This window comes from Pelatocladus sp. BLCC-F211 (assembly GCF_041928655.1).
Classification (GTDB): Bacteria; Cyanobacteriota; Cyanobacteriia; order Cyanobacteriales; family Nostocaceae; genus Pelatocladus.
On the sequence record NZ_JBHFLM010000028.1, the window covers coordinates 65,324 to 81,865 of the forward strand.

Genomic DNA, 16,542 nt, shown 5'->3' on the forward strand with positions numbered 1-16,542 from the left:
TTTAGCGTCCCTGATGAATCTGAGATTCAAGTATGTCTTAGTGAATAATTGAGATAGTAGTTACACCTGTACCATAAATATGTGTTTGTTGATACTAAGTTGAAGCTTTTTCTAGCGGTGATTTTTGACGAATTAGAAAGCCTATACTCTTGACTATAAATCTAAACAGAAAGTACACCCGCTCTTGTAGACTGTAAAAAGGATAGCGTAAAATTATACCACAAATGGCTAGCATTTCTGTCGCATTCCATTTACCTTGCCAGTAATAAATAGTACGTCGGTAGTCAAGGTTCCGCATCAAATTTACTCTGGCAGGGTAATTTATGCGCTCTAAAAAGGCATTCACACCTTGGTTAGTCATCTCCATTGCAGCTTGCCAACTTGCGTGGTCTTTGTCACTGAATGTCTGATCTTGCTTACTAGCGTGATAATTTTTACCATGTAAGCGATAACTACCCAATACCTCTTTTAGGTATTTAATATTACCTAAAAATGCAGTGCAATAGATCAGACAACCATCAGCCCATAACCGCCAAGTTTTTGTATCAATTGGCATGACTTTTGTTAAGGCACTGCGACGGTAAGCTAGGGCAGAAGTGGGAGGATAGCACCAAGAATTCCCTGTATCTAGGATTAATTTGGCTAATTCGATGTTGGGGACTCGCCCACGTGTATAATTTTTGTCTAATAATTTATCTTCGGCATCAATACTTTCTAAGAAATGCATGACACCGACTGTATTTGAGTCTTGGAAGACCTCGACAAGGCGTTGTAATTTATTGGGCTTCCAAACATCATCAGCATCCAAAAAGGCTATGATGTCACCACTAGCTGCTGCAAATCCAGTGTTAAATGCAGCACCTTGTCCTTGGTTGACTTGAAAAATACCTTTGACTTGATCTGGCGATCGCTCTTGGTATTGGCTGATTACATCACGACTGTTGTCTTGAGAACCATCATCGACAACAATAATTTCAAAGTTTTTATAAGTCTGTGCCAAAACCGATTCTATTGCCGCAGGTAGATAGCGAGCATAGTTATAGTTGGAAATAATGACGGAGACTAACATTTTGGTTGTATAAATTTGAGAGTTGAAGGTTTATAAGTTAGTTAAATTGTCCGCAACCTTTTTAGGTTCAGGAAGATTGAGGCTGATTTTACAGAATAAACACTTAACTTAGATTTCCAACCTCATATATTAATGAGGCAGATCAAAACTAACTAGTAGAAGTTCCGTGATTAGATTCGTATTGCGCCTGATGATATTTCCAGAGTTTGCCACGTTGTTCTAGCAAATCTTGATAATTGCCTTGTTCTACAACACGACCATGTTCTAGCACAACGACTTTATCAGCTTTGGCGATTGTCGAAAGACGGTGAGCGATCGCAATCACTGTTCGACCAATAGAAAGTTTTTCAATAGATTCCTGAATCAACTTCTCGGTGACGGAATCCAAAGCACTTGTGGCTTCATCTAAGATGAGAATTTGGGGATTGCGTAACAAGGCTCTAGCAATAGCAATTCGCTGTCGTTGTCCTCCAGATAACCGTACACCGCGATCGCCTAATACTGTATCAAAACCTTCGGGCATTTCTTCAATAAATTCCAGTGCATTTGCTAAACGTGCAGCTTCTTGAATTTGTGCTTGAGTTACCCCTGTTGTCCCGTAGGCAATATTATTACGAATAGAGGTGTTAAAAATAAATGTATCTTGACTGACTACAGCCATTTTTCGCCGCCAAGAATCAATCTCAAATTCTCGGACATCAACTCCGTCTACCAAAACCTTTCCTTCTGTGGGATCATGGAAGCGGGGGATCAAATCAGCTAGGGTTGATTTTCCAGCACCCGTAGAGCCAACCAGTGCTGTCATTTTGCCTTTCTCTATAGAAAGGGTGACGTTATGCAAAACTAAACTTTCGCGATCGTAGCCAAAATCTACCGAGACTACATCAATTGCTCTTTGTAACTCTCGAAACTCAATTTTGCCATTTTGAAAGTAAACTTTATCATCAGGTTTCAGTAAATTTTGAATATTATCTATTGCTCCTCCTTGGCTACTAATAAATGCTGTTGTGCCATTCAGATCCTGAATCATTGGGATAATCCGAAATAGCACAAAGAAGAAAGTCAACAATTCGCCAATCTGCATGAAGCCACTAGTAACAACAAAAATAATCATGCCAATCATGATCATTGTCGATGAAGCTTCCGCAGCAGGTTTAGGAATATTAGAAATTAAAAAGTTCTTTTTCCAAGCTTGAACAACGCTTTCACTAGCTTGATAAAATCTTTTCCGTTCAAAGTCTTGAGTCGAACATGCCTGGACTGTGCGGATACCGTTGAGAAATTCTAAAGCTATTGAAGTAAATTTTCCGTTAGCAATAGAAATACCAAAACTAATTTCTCTGATTTGTTTATTGAGTGTTGAAATAATAACACCGACAAGACTAAATAATAAAAAAGAAACAATAGTTAGCTGCCATGATAAAACAAACAGCGACAAAGAATAAATAAGCAGAGTTAAAATTCTAGTGGTCAGAAAAGCTAAACCTCCAAAAATTTGCCTGACCCTGATAATTTCAGTGGTGAGAACATCAATTAATTCACCAGATCGCTTTTTGGCAAAATAAACTAAGCTTTGAGCTTGTAACTGCTCAAAAATCCGTTTCGATAAACTATCTGCTAAATGAACTTCACAAAACTGGTTAAAAACTTGGGCAGTATAGCTAAGAGATATACGTAGAAAAGTAGTGAAGATAATGAGAGCGGAGATTCTGTATAATCGTTCAATAGCAGAGGTGTTAACCCCTAAAATCGAGACATCAAACCATTGAATACCTGTTCTTACAGGCTCGGCATCTGGGCTTGTTAAACTTTGTAAAAAGGCAAGTAAAAAGCCTAAACCGAAACCCTCAAAAGTTGCTGCTAAAAACGAAAATACTAAAGCAGCAATTACCAGCCGTCGAAAGTTCTTGAACTCTCTTAAAATGAAGCTGTTGTTTTTCCAAAAACCAGTAGCTTGCAGTAATCTACGAGTAAGTAGAGATATTTTTCGGGGCATAGTTATTTTCTATACAACTTCTGGAGTATTAGCAAAATATCATAAAGCAAGTATCAAGCAAGTCAAAAATAAAAAGCAGGGTCATATGATAGTTTTCATAAAACCTTGAGCTAGAGAACACCAGCGACTTTAGTCCTGGGTCGTTGACCCTGTTTCATATGTGAGTAATGAGTAGGATGTAAACATCCTACTCTACATAGACCAGCAAATATGTGAATATTACATCTCGAAGCTATTTGCTGAATCTAGAATCAACTGATTAGACTCTGCTTCTTCCACGTGCCATGAACCCACAACTCCAGGTAGTTGATTTAGCTGTTGTTGTTCCCTAGCGCTTAACTCCAGTGCTTCTGCCAATGTCCAGCAACGGGGCCCTGATAAGCTTATTTCACCTCGCACTACATTTAGTAGCAATGGCAGATTGTGCAATCCTGTTTTTCTACTCACTGACGTGGCACTAAATTTAAATCCCCGAAATAACTTACCCCGTTCGCCAACATGCCATTCTCTCTGTAAAACAGGTTCAGAGGAAGATAAGTGCATTGACAATGCGAATATAAATGCCAGTGGACTTATGACTACCAACAATAGTAAGGCTACTATCCAATCTGTTATTGCTCTTAAAACTTTCAATAAAGTACTTTCTGGTGTATGGTACTTTTTGCTGGAGTTTACACGTAAGTATATAGGCTTGGATGCTTGTTCACAGGCATTAGCCCAAAAATTTAGCTTCGCTTCGCCTAGTTTTGGATCGATACGAACTAACTTCACTGAAGAACGTTTCAAGCACTCAGCTAATGATTGCTCATTATCTAATGCAGGCAGATAGGGTTGCTTGACTTTTCCTAGAGGCTTGACTAACAACTGATCCCGCCGCCATACCAGTGTACAGTATGGGTGGCGATCGCTTTTGTGTTGCTGAGTTGTAGTGTAGTTGTTGTCTAGTGCTGAGATTATTGAGGTAGTCATATGTTTTATACTTATAAGTATGGTAGATTCCTGCTCTGATATCAAAGGCTTCTACACCAAAGAATCTGATCTTATTTGCTTATTTGTTTGGAACCAAATCTGAGGGAGATTTTAGTAAACAAGATAAATTGATAAATTGTCGTCTAAATATCTACACATCTTGTTTATTAAATTCCAGTTTGAAGAGAATGATATTTATAATAACTTAAAGATATTTGTTATCTTTTAGAGCTAGTCTAGGAATTTAGATTTTTATTTTAATATTTTTTCATTTTGTACTTTGAATTTTTGAGTTAATGTGCTTCAATATCTAGGATATAAGACTCAGTAAAAATAGCGGTCGTTAAAATAAATTCTTTATTCACTCTTTAAGGAGCTTGCGTTTTTCACAAAAAAATATTAAGTTCCTATGAATTTGCTCTGCTGTCATACCTGAAAATGATTTTCGGTTTACATATATTGGAAAATTCACAAAAATTTAATTATTACGAGCAAATATAATTTCAGCTAAATCAAAGTAGGGTTTATTTGGCTTGAGCCAAAGAATCGTTTAAACTTTTGACTTCGGAAAAAGATTTTCGCGGTATGGGTAAAAAATTTATTAGCCCTTTAACTCAATACGGTTCAGTTAAGGCTAAAAACTAAAACTAGCGTAGGTTGGGGAGCCAGTGCGTTGCGGGGGTCCCGCCCGTTGTAGCACCTGGCGTTTGAGGAACGTAGACGCGCCCTGCGCGGCTGATCGCAGAGTAACCCAACATTATCAAGGCTTTGTTGGGTTTCGCTTGCACTCAACCCAACCTACATTTCTTCTTAACTGAACCGTATTGCCCTTTAACTCACTTGGAGTGGGTTTTGGCTATGAGCCAGTAATTTATTTGAGGGCGGGATGTTAGGCTAATGAAATCTATCGAACTCACGTTAACTCAACTGTATTGCATAAAACAAAAAGTAAGCGCTAATAAAATGGTATTAGCGCTTACTTTTACCTTTTTTGATCTAGCTGGCTTATTCTTCCATTGCTCTTTGCAATGCTAGTGAGTGTTGTTTGGCATAAGGTACATAAGTGCTGCCAGAGTCTGAGACTCCATTTGCCACAACACCAATTAGATTTAATCTACTGAGCATAGCTGTAGCTTGTGCCAGTTGAGTTCTGGTCACTCTACCAATGCTAGCTACCATGATCACACTGCGACAAGCTGAAGCTGTGAGTAGGGCATCAACTAAGCCGAGAACTGGAGGAGCATCTACAATTACCAAATCATAATTCTCCTCAAAGGCAGCCATCAATTCTTCCATACGGGGGGAACTCAACAAATTAGCTGGATCAGCTGGTGCGGGACCCGCCGTTAAAATATCTATGTAGGATGAGCCTGCCGAAGGAATACTAATCTGATTGGGTAGAGTAGACTCACTCACCAATAAAGTAGAAAGTCCTTGTTCGTTGGGGAGATTGAGTTGTTTGTGCAGATTGGGAGCGCGTAGGTTAGCATCAATGAGTAACACTCGTTTATGTAAACGAGCAGCACTCATTGCTAAACCTAAGGCTAAACCTGACTTACCTTCATCAGGTAATGCTGAAGTGACCATCAAAGATTTGAAGGTGGAAACTGAATTTAAAAGTTCAATATTCTTATAAATCAGATCCAGCGATTCCCAACGTGGAGGAGATTGCAAAACTTGAATTGTCCAAGGTGCAAGTACCTCTGGCTTACCAAAGGGTAATTTGAAGACTGATTCTCTGGTTTTAGCAGGTGGTAACTTGGGAGTGCTTCCCAATACAGGTAAAGAAGTCTGCCTTTCTAATTCAGCAGTCGTATGAACAGAATCATCAGATGCATCACGAATAAAAGCAGCAACACCTCCTAACATCAGCCCAACAACTGCACCCAACATCAGATTTTGCTTGAGGTCGGGACCCATAAAAATACCCTTACGAGGCGGTTCCACTACCTCCCAGTTAAATCCTCCTTTGTCAAGTTCCTGCTGTAACTGTTGTTGTGCCTTGAGCAGTTCTTGCAATCTTTCACGACCAAGTTGGATTTGCGGTTGTAGACGACTATATTCTGCTAACTTAGCGGGGAAACTTTTAAGCTCATCGCGTACTTGTTGTTCCTTCTTAGCTAAACTTTGGTCACGAGCTGCCAAAGCTAGTAAATTTGTTTGTGTCTCTACTAACTGACCAGCAAGAGTTAGGTCAATTTCGCTTTTCTGTCCTTGGTTGAGGAGATTACCTGCTGAGGCGTTGACATTACTCTGTTGTCCTCCCAGAGTATTTCCTGCTTCTTGTTGCAATAACTCTTTCTGTTTTTGGAGTTGTTCTACTAGCTTAATTACACTAGGAGCTTGATCGGTGAAGCGCAAGCGTTCCTGCGCTAAAGCCAATTGCGTTTTTTGAATTTCGTTAAGTAGTGCTTGGTAACGAGTAGACTGACTCAAACGCGCTTCTACGAGAGCATTCTGTGGAGTACTCTGCAACTGTTGTTGCAAAGATGCGTAACGAGCTCTAGCCTCTTCATATTGAGCGCGAGTTGTGCGTCGGTCTTGAAGAATAGCGTTTAAATTTTCTTCCAGAGATTCTGCTTGCGCTTCTGGGTCAATTAAATTTTGATTTCTGCGGAAGCGCTGCAAGTTTGCTTCTGCTTTATTTACTTCTTCTACAGTGTCTCTTAACTGTTGCTGAACAACTCTTAGACCTTTTCTTAAACGCTCGGCTTGTTGTTGTCTGTTATATTCCAAATATACTTGTCTGATTGCATTTAGAACTCTTTCTGTTTTATCTGGATCTATATCGGTATAATCCGCTTGAAAAATATTGGTAGCAAGATTGTCTTCTTTTGTTCTTAATTGATTTAATACCAAAGCTCTCTGAATCTGATCAGCTGTGATATCTGGGTACTCAGGCTTGAGTTTATCAACTGCTTTTTGAATAAGCGCCGAACTCTGCATAATATTAAGCTGAGTAGCAGTATCAACAACAACATTAGAGTCCGTAAAATTACCTCCAGTTGTTGTGTCTTGTGTGTTTTGTTTGTAGTTAGGTTCTACTAACAGCTGCATTGAGCTTTTGTATGTTGGTGGTGTTCTTTTCGTGATCAAAGCGGCACCAGCGATACAGGTAACAAATACTACTAAAAACCAAGGAAGTCTGCGGATGAGAACCGCAAAAATTTGCCCATAACCCGGTTCTGTTTCATTAACTGGATTTACATGGGGACTCAGACTGGATTGAATCACGTTTACTATTCCTCAGCTAACAAGTCAAACTAGTGAACTGTTTAAATTACAAGCTTGATCAACAACTTGCTCAACTTTACTAAAGAAAGCTTCTTCTGAAAAGTTTGCCACTGCATGATTACGGATATCTTCGTAATCCCAATCAATTTCTTTGGCTTCTAGTAGAGCTGCTTGAAGAGATTCAGGTGTTTGCCTTTTAAAAAATACTCCAGTTTTACCGGGTATTTGAGTATCCAAGACTCCACCTGCCCCATAGGCGATTACTGGTGTTCCACTAGCATTAGCCTCTACTGGAACTAATCCATAGTCTTCTAGAGCAGCTACTATGATAGACTTAGCTTTAGCGAATAATTGCGTACGTTGGCTATCTGTGACGTGTCCTAAAAACTCTATATTGCTAAGAGCTTTTGATTGTAATCGTTCTCGCTCTGGACCATTCCCTGATATTAATAATCGCCATCCCAGCCAATTAAAAGCTTCCACTATTATATCAAGACGTTTGTAGCTAATCATCCGAGCCGAAGCTAGATAATAATCTTCTTTAGATTTTGCGAAAACAAACTTACTAGTATCAATAGGATAATTAATAACAATAGCTTTTTTACCGTAAGTAGTTTGAATACGACGAGCTACAACGCTGGAATTTGCTATGTAAAGGTCTGGTTCCTGTGCATATGCAAGATCCACCTTTCTCATCACTTGAAAAACTTGCTCGATTAAAGGAGCAAAATATCTATAATCTCCGTACTCCCGTAAATATGTTTCTGTATCCCATAAAAAACGAGTGATGTTATGACAAAAGCAGATATGCTTGGCTGAAGGGTTTTTCCGTACTGCTTTAGCGAAACTGGTGCTACTGCTAATAATCAAATCATATTCGTGTAAGTCTAAAGCACGAAAAGCTGGAAAATAAAAAGGTGCCATAAGGCGAAAATATTTTGCAGCGCCAGGAATATTTTGCAAAAAAGTTGTGTTGACAATTCGCTCGCCCAAGTCGATTGTTTGCTGGGGGTCATACAAAGAGGTGTATATATCTGCTTGGGGGTAGCGTTTACAAAGCAATTCAAAGACTCTTTCGGCGCCGCCTCGCTGGGTTAAGTAATCATGTACTAAAGCTACTTTCATATTCTTTGTAAATTAACTCTATACAACGGCAGTAATAAAAAAATTCATATTCAATACCATACTCACGCTTAGTTATTTTGTAGATTACGTCGTTAATACAATCTGTAAACAGGAAAATCCTGAAATATTTTTTTATTTTTCAAAAACTTCTCTGTGAATTCCGATTTTTGTAAATTTATGATGAAGTGTTGCAGATTGTACAAACAAGAAGGTGTGGGTTTGTTAAGGGTTTGTATGATTTAATGTCTGAATCTAAATAATCTATCCATCCTACTTGTCTACAGAATAAAGATATATGATGGTTTTTACCTGTATTGTTACCTATTGACCAATTCGATAAATTTTGCAATAAGTCTATTGCTAATTTGTCAAGTAAGCTGAGTAGTAATTTGTTAAGACTTGGCATCAGTGATTGAATGATTAGTGTTTTTAGCGTTTTTAAACCCCTCATATCAAAATTTTCCTTGAAATTAGAGCAAAAGTTTAGTATTATATGATCTCGTTTACGAAAACTTTAATTTTTGGAAGTAAGTAATTACGAGATACCCCAATTTACACTATCTTGGATAGCGTATTCACTAAGGATACATACGTTTATTATAAATTTTTATTATTTTTGCAGATATTTCATTAAAATGTAAATTCTAAGGAATCTCATCAGGCATTTGAGATGTGGTAAAGTTTTCAACTGCCCATAAATGTTGCGATCGCAAAGCGGCAAATAAGATCAGTCTTTTCTCTTGAACCGAACCCAAGGATAAATTAAGACCTATTCATGATTTTGGCTAAAAATAGCCAAACTTGGCTAAACCTACATTTTGAGTATCAGTATTCAGATAGTGTTTTTAGGTTGCCATTGCCTAATTTATACTTAAGAACTAATGATGTAAGGAGTATATTATACTACTTTTTTGATTCAGAATGCGAGTATATAAAAAAACTAGTTATAAAAATTCTAATCAATTCTGTTACAATAAGTTAATTTTTTGAAAAGGCAAAATATAAACGGGAAAGGGATGCATATTTATCCCTTTCCTCCCTAATCAAAAAGTATTGGTGCTACCCCTATTGGGCATTAACCTAATTACCCAACAGCTGTCAAGGTTTTAGAAGAAGCGAAATAGGCGTTTTGTTCTGCTCTGAGTTGATCGCAAAGTCTACTCTCTGGTAGTTCGACATCATCGTAGGTAAGAACTTGATCCTTGGAAATATCTCGTTTCAGACGACATCCTTCAGCTAAACCCATTGGTAAAATATTTTGCTCTTGGACTATGTTAGAATTCTCACACTGTCCGTAGGTCATGTAGTAGCCAATGCCATCCAAGGTTTCTCCTGCTTTCAAGTCAATTTTGGCAGTGGTGACAACATCAACAATGGGAGCGCCTAAGGGACTCAACACATAATCTTGGAAGAGAACAGCGCGAGCAACGGACAATGGTACTTCAAAATGGCAAAGGTGGTAAGGAGTATAGAAGCTATACAGTGGACCTTCACCTAATTTGTACAAGTTGAGGTAATGCTGTTGCTTGGGATCGTCGTGAGTACCAAAGACAAATACTCCTGGTCCTGGTTTGGCACCAACTACATAATCAACAATACCGCCGAGTTCTTTAAGTTGCTCAACGTCATACATTTTGGTCATTTCATCAACGTGACCATCAAAGTTATATCCCAGCATTCCTCGCTTGGCAACCTTCATACCTGTACCATTGGCAACGATCGCCTGCTCGAAGGAAATTTTTGTCCCATCAGCAAAACTAGTCACCATATGCGCTTTTTGTCCCCAGCGCTTGGCAAATGCTTCTTGGGTGGTGGGGTTGCGATACGGATCTTGTAAACCCTTAATATTACCACACAACAAAGGAGTTAAACCAATACTTTTCACAAAGCGGTAGAGGTTCATTTGTACCCCTGGCTGATCACCATCGCAAGCGGAGAGAATGACACCAGCTTTGTCAGCGTACACTTTCAAAATAGAACCGATAGTCCCATCAAGTTCAGCATTCATCATAATCACGTGCTTACGATGGGCGATCGCTTCCATGATCACATGAGCGCCAAACTCCACAGCGCCGGTAACTTCTATTAAGGCATCAATACCTTCCGCACGGCAAAGCAACATCGCATCTTCGGTGACTGCATAACCCCCACTGGCGATCGCAGCTTCTAATTCAGTCACAGTGTTAGCAACTTTAAAATTCTCAATCCCTGCTTCTGAATAAGCTCGTTTTGCTGCATCAACACTGCGGTTAGAGATCGCTACTAACTCCATACCAGGAACAGAGTTAGCGATTTGATTCGCAATTCCCCGACCCATAAAGCCTGCACCAATCATACCGACTTTTACGGGGTTCCCTGCTTCTGCACGAGCAGCTAAAGCGCGATCAACAATAATCATTTACTTACAACTCCTGTTTTTTATCTTTTAAATACATACGGAAAATCTATCTGTGTCTATCGGTGGTCGATAGATAAAAAAATTATTTTTCTCCCACCTTGAATCTACACCAGATATAATTTTTTCTATTTGGAACCACCAACAGTCATCATTGACATTAAAGGCCAGTTCAAATCTTTTTCAGAAATTTCTGTCACTTCTAAGGGCCATTTGATGTTAAAGAAAGGATCATCATAGCGCAGACCTCTTTCATAACCTGGAGTATAAAACTCACCAACTTGATATGTAACTTCTGCTCCATCGGTGAGCGCTTGATAACCATGGGCAAACATTTCTGGTACATATAAAGCTCGATGATTTTCAGCGCTTAGTTCCACACCAAAATGTTGTAAAAATGTGGGAGATTCGGGACGCATATCAATGATGACGTCATAGATAGCGCCTTGAGTACAACGAATTAACTTTGTTTCTGCGGCTGGGGGAACTTGATAATGCATTCCCCGCAAAGTTCCTTTTTTATGGTTGAAAGAAAGATTGCATTGAGCAACAGTTGGCTTTAAACCATGTGCTTCAAATTCTTTAGCACAAAAAGTACGAGCAAAAAAACCACGATGATCGTGCTTTTCTTCTAAATCAATAATGTATGCATCTTTGAGTTCTGTTTTGGTGAAAATCATGACTAACCTCGTTAAATCAATATTTAGGACGACAAGTAAATTTTTTTTGCGTCAGAAAATTAGTTGCTATTAACTGACATACTATTTTGTTTATTAATGTTTCTTCGTTTTAATCTCATCAAATATGTTGTGATGTACCTGGAATTTTTCGGTAAGTTTATGTAACAATTTAATTGACAAGTTCGTACAGTTTGAAAACCGTTGACTGTATGGGCTAGCTGTGGTTATTGCTATTCAAATAACTTAACAAAACTCTCTGTACGAATTGTCATCCTAAGCAATAGATTCATGATTTACGATCATTTCTATTGACAACTGCCATTTCTATTTCTCTAGCAGGTATAACCACTTCCACAGCAGAGATGCTGACTAAACTTAAATAGGGAAGTATTGTAGTGACAGCTAGAACTGGCCATCTTCTCAAAGCTCCAAAGAAAACTCTCCAGTTATTTTTGGTAAAATGCTTTAAAACCAATTTTCGACAAAATAAATTGGAATATCCTGCCTCCATTAATTTCACATAAAGTAAAGGTAAATCAATATATTGCATTTTCAGAAGTGTTTTTGGTTCGCGCATCCAGTAACTACTACCGAAGGCACTTTCCACATAGGTCTCTTTGGTGATTTTTACACTTCCATGAGCAGCGCAGTATGCAGTCCAAAATACTTGCGCCTCCATATTTTTCACACCTGTTGACCATTTTCTAACGGCGTGCTGTACCAAATCTGTTCTATAGACTTGTGCAGTCATAAAGCCAACACCAGAGTGATTTTCTTGGATACAACGCTCAAAAACAGCCTTCCCGTTAGAACATACTTGTTCATTTTCAACTTGATAGCAACGTTCATAAATTAAATTACCAGTAGGCTCATGGCGACAAGAAAAATTAAGAATTAATAATGATAACTCTGGATGCTCTTTAATGTTTTTGACTACGTAACCAAGTGTTCTTTCCTGTATAGGATCGTCATCGCCGATTGTCCAAATATATTTACTTGTTGCTGTTTCAATACAATAAGCAATGTTCTTCATCACACCAAGATTTTCACTATTTCGATTGGCATGAAATTTAGTTTTTGGAAAACTCGGCAACCATTTCTGAATAATCTCTTGGGTATTATCTGTTGAACCGTTATCAGAAACGATAATTTCACACTCAGATTCAAAACCATTAATTGCTTTGGCTAACCAAGCTAATTGCTTATCGAGTAGGTGTCCACGGTTATAAGTAGGAATTGCAATTGTGAGTACTGTATCCATATTTATTTTTTGACAGATGAGGTATAGCCTTTACTATGCAATGCTTGAGAGACACACCGAGTCTGAGATTTATACAAAAAAAGATTGGTAAAATTGCAGATTTATCAAAGCTGATTGATTCTGAATCTGCAAGAATTTTATCTTACCAATCAAATTATCTAGTTAATATTTAGCCCAGAAGAAATCTTTATCAATTTGCTGTGTACGAATCAGATATTCTAGTTGCTTCAATCGAGTAAAACCTCTAGATAAGAAGACTTCCTCACTCATATCAATTTTGGTAAATAAATCAAATAATTGTTTAGCACCTAGTTGTGCGTTCCAATCACACTTAAAGCCGGGTAAGATGGTATTGATTTTCTCAAAAGAAACTCGATAACTACGGTTGTCTGATCCTTGTTGGCCAAAACTTAATTTACATCCAGGGAAAGCATCCGCAATAATTTCAGCTATTTCTTTAACTCGATAATTATTGGCGGTGTCGCCGACATTAAAAATTTGATTGTGTACAATATCGCGAGGAGCTTCAAGGGTACAGACAATAGCTTTACAAATGTCTAGCGCATGAACTAACGGACGCCAAGGTGTACCGTCGCTAGTCATTTTGATTTCTTTCGTAGTCCATGCTAAACCTGCTAAGTTATTTAAAACAATATCAAAGCGCATTCTCGGAGAAGCACCAAAAGCAGTAGCATTTCGCATGAAGGTAGGAGAGAAGTCATCATCAGCAAGTGGTTTGACATCTCGTTCTACTAGTGTTTTACATTCTGCGTAAGCTGTCTGAGGATTAACAGCAGATTCTTCGGTGACGTCTCCTTCAGTTGCTACACCGTAAACACTACAGGAAGACATGTAGACAAATCTACGTACCCCTGATTCTTTTGCTAGGTTGGCAAGACGGACTGAACCTTTGTGATTAATATCATATGTAATATTAGGTGCTAGTTGTCCAGTTGGATCGTTAGAGAGTTCCGCCATATGGACTACTGCTTCGACACCTTGCAAGTCTTCTGGAGTAATGTGACGAATGTCTTTGTTGAGGGTTTTAGCTGTGAATTCAGTACCGTTATATAACCAACCTACTTTATAAAACCCAGTATCTACACCAATAACTTCATGACCTCTTTGAATCAATAAAGGAGGTAATAATGAGCCAAGATAACCTTCTGTTCCTGTGACAAGAATCTTCATTTTTAAAAGTCCTTTGTGTTGATAGATTAATTCTGATTTCGTTTACAAATAAATTGGTCAAATTACACTATTACCGCTTCTTTGCAAGTAGGGAATATGTTCGTTAATAGCTGCTCCAGTCATTGTTTGTCCAGAAAGTTTGTAGTAAGGACTTCAGTCCTGTCCTTATTTTCTCAGCACTAAGAGTGCTGACTACAAACTCTCAAAACTCGCTTGACATTTCAAGCAACCGGGACTATTCACGCCAACAATCATTTTGTGATTAGGCGACTGTGGTTTGCAGATGCTGTGGTTGGGGAATTTGAGCAACTATGGCTTTACCAATTTCAATCGAAGAAGTTGCTGCTGGAGAAGGTGCATTGCATACATGAGCGGTATTTTGACCATGAATAATCAAAAAGTCATCCACCAATTTACCGTCATTCATCAATGCTTGAGCGCGAACTCCAGCATGGGTAGGAATTAAATCTTCTGATTGTACTTCTGGAATTAGTTTTTGCAAGCTTTTGGTAAAGGCTGCTTTACTAAAGGAACGAATTATTTCTTTGATTCCTTCGTCTGCGTGTTTAGCTGCTAGCTTCCAAAAACCAGGATAGGTCATGACTTCAGCAAAATCACGTAAGTCAAAGTCAGTCTTTTTATAACCTTCCCGTTTCAGACTCAAAACTGCGTTCGGTCCCGCGTGAACACTACCATCAATCATCCGGGTGAAATGAACGCCTAAGAAGGGAAAGTCAGGATTGGGAACTGGATAGATCAGACCTTTGACGAGAGAGCGTTTTTCTGGAACTAGCTCGTAGTATTCTCCCCGGAAAGGTACAATTTTTGCTTTGGGATCTACTTTACCTAATTTGGCAATGCGATCGCTATGTAAACCAGCACAGTTAATTACATACCGAGTTTCAAAAGTCCCGTTATTTGTCTCTAATACCTGACGATTACCACTGGGAACTATTTTTTCAACTTTTGTGTTGAGCCGTAATTCCCCGCCTTGTTGGCTAATTATCTCGGCATATTTGAGACAAACTTGCTTGTAATTAGCTATACCTGTCGAGTAGACATAAATTCCACCGACACTGGTAACGTGAGGTTCAAATTCTTTGACTTCTTCTGGAGTAATTCTTTTGACTTTAATACCGTTGTCTAAACCACGCTTATACAGATTTTCTAAGCCTGGTAATTCGCTTTCATCGGTAGCAACTATTACTTTACCACAAACTTCGTAATCAATTCCATGCTCTTGGCAAAATTCTACCATTGATTGGCAACCATCACGGCAGAATTTAGCTTTAAAACTCCCTGGCTTATAGTAAATACCAGAGTGAATTACACCACTATTATTGCCAGTTTGATGAAAAGCCCATTGGCTTTCTTTTTCCAGAACTAAAATCTTCGCATTGGGATAGGTTTTCCCTAAGGCCATACCGGTGGAAAGACCAACAATACCTCCACCTATAATTGCAAAATCGTACATCGGTTTTATTGCCCCTGTCACCACTAAATAATTATGAATTCGTTCTCATAAATTATAGTTTTGAGATTCCCTACCATACTTTCCAAGGCGCTTTGTTCTTATTCCATAAATCTTCTAAATAATTTTTATCTCTGAGAGTATCCATTGGTTGCCAAAAACCGTCATGTTTAAAAGCAGACAACTGTTCCATTCCAGCCAGTTTTTCTAATGGCTCTTTTTCCCAGACAGTAGAATCATCAGCAATAAAGTTGATGACTTCTGGTTCTAAAACAAAAAAGCCGCCATTAATCCAAGCGCCATCTCCTTCAGGTTTTTCGTGAAAACTACTGATTTTGGTTTGTTCACCTCCCAAGATAATTGCACCAAATCGTCCGGGTGGTTGCACAGCAGTGAGTGTTCCTAAAGTTTTTTGTTCTTTGTGGAATTTAATGAGTTCGGTGACATTTACGTTGCTGACACCATCTCCGTAGGTAAAGCAAAAAGTTTCATTACCAATATGTTCTCTGACTCGCTTTAATCTACCACCAGTCATGGTATTGTCACCTGTATTGACCAGAGTAACGCGCCAAGGTTCAGCATTACCTAAATGTACATTCATTTGGTTAAAGCGCATGTCAAACGTCACATCTGACATGTGCAAGAAATAATTAGCAAAATATTCTTTGATTACGTATCCCTTATAACCACAACAAATAATAAAATCATTAATTCCATGGGCGGAATAAATTTTCATGATGTGCCACAATATAGGCTTACCACCAATCTCCACCATGGGCTTTGGTTTCACACTGGTTTCTTCACTAATGCGTGTACCTAGTCCTCCAGCCAAAATCACTGCTTTCATGCAATAGCCTCTAAAGTTTTAGGTAGATAAATTTATATAGATAGGCAAATTTGAACGCTTGACACTATGACAAAACACTGTTTATTGCTATTTTTCTCAGTATACAATCTAACCGTATTTTTCTAGAACAGTGTAAAGACTAGGTAAATTAACTGCTTGTATGTGTAAAAAAATGGAGAAGATCCCAACAATCAGAGGAATAAAATTTTTAAATAAAATAACAATCCAAGTAAAAAATACATAGCATAAAACGGGGAAAATAAATATCTTTGAATTTGGAATAAAATTTACTTTTCTCATCAAT

At 38.4% G+C, this 16,542-nt stretch carries 11 protein-coding genes; all 11 read right to left on the reverse strand.

What is annotated here, in order from left to right; all coding sequences use genetic code 11:
• Nucleotides 1–94: 94 nt before the first annotated feature.
• The gene (locus ACE1AT_RS02435; protein ID WP_374865724.1) at nt 95–1,069 is read right to left on the reverse strand and encodes a glycosyltransferase family 2 protein; all 975 of its coding nucleotides are present in this window, start codon (nt 1,067–1,069) and stop codon (nt 95–97) included.
• Between the two features lie 148 nt (nt 1,070–1,217).
• Nucleotides 1,218–3,065, reverse strand: a complete 1,848-nt coding sequence (gene hepA, locus ACE1AT_RS02440) for a heterocyst formation ABC transporter subunit HepA (RefSeq protein ID WP_374865725.1) — start codon at nt 3,063–3,065, stop codon at nt 1,218–1,220.
• Nucleotides 3,066–3,284: 219 nt separating this feature from the next.
• Nucleotides 3,285–4,034, reverse strand: coding sequence for a heterocyst development glycosyltransferase HepC (hepC, locus tag ACE1AT_RS02445; protein ID WP_374865726.1), 750 nt, complete (start codon nt 4,032–4,034; stop codon nt 3,285–3,287).
• 1,005 nt (nt 4,035–5,039) lie between these two features.
• Entirely contained in the window at nt 5,040–7,268 is a 2,229-nt protein-coding gene (locus ACE1AT_RS02450; RefSeq protein ID WP_374865727.1) for a GumC family protein, read from the reverse strand.
• A 24-nt stretch (nt 7,269–7,292) separates the two neighbouring features.
• The gene (locus ACE1AT_RS02455; protein ID WP_374865728.1) at nt 7,293–8,393 is read right to left on the reverse strand and encodes a glycosyltransferase; all 1,101 of its coding nucleotides are present in this window, start codon (nt 8,391–8,393) and stop codon (nt 7,293–7,295) included.
• Nucleotides 8,394–9,477: 1,084 nt separating this feature from the next.
• Nucleotides 9,478–10,791 (reverse strand): NAD(P)H-dependent oxidoreductase, encoded by a 1,314-nt coding sequence (locus ACE1AT_RS02460; protein WP_374865729.1) that lies wholly within the window; start codon nt 10,789–10,791, stop codon nt 9,478–9,480.
• A 125-nt stretch (nt 10,792–10,916) separates the two neighbouring features.
• Nucleotides 10,917–11,468, reverse strand: a complete 552-nt coding sequence (gene rfbC / locus ACE1AT_RS02465) for a dTDP-4-dehydrorhamnose 3,5-epimerase (RefSeq protein ID WP_374865731.1) — start codon at nt 11,466–11,468, stop codon at nt 10,917–10,919.
• Between the two features lie 286 nt (nt 11,469–11,754).
• Entirely contained in the window at nt 11,755–12,729 is a 975-nt protein-coding gene (locus tag ACE1AT_RS02470; protein ID WP_374865732.1) for a glycosyltransferase family 2 protein, read from the reverse strand.
• Nucleotides 12,730–12,891: 162 nt separating this feature from the next.
• Nucleotides 12,892–13,920, reverse strand: a complete 1,029-nt coding sequence (locus tag ACE1AT_RS02475; RefSeq protein ID WP_374865733.1) for an NAD-dependent epimerase/dehydratase family protein — start codon at nt 13,918–13,920, stop codon at nt 12,892–12,894.
• A 262-nt stretch (nt 13,921–14,182) separates the two neighbouring features.
• A complete protein-coding gene (gene lhgO / locus ACE1AT_RS02480) occupies nt 14,183–15,394 on the reverse strand; it encodes an L-2-hydroxyglutarate oxidase (RefSeq protein ID WP_374865734.1) in 1,212 nt (403 codons plus the stop codon).
• 70 nt (nt 15,395–15,464) lie between these two features.
• On the reverse strand, nt 15,465–16,238 hold the full coding sequence (gene rfbF / locus ACE1AT_RS02485) for a glucose-1-phosphate cytidylyltransferase (RefSeq protein WP_374865736.1): 774 nt from the start codon (nt 16,236–16,238) through the stop codon (nt 15,465–15,467).
• Nucleotides 16,239–16,542 lie beyond the last annotated feature (304 nt).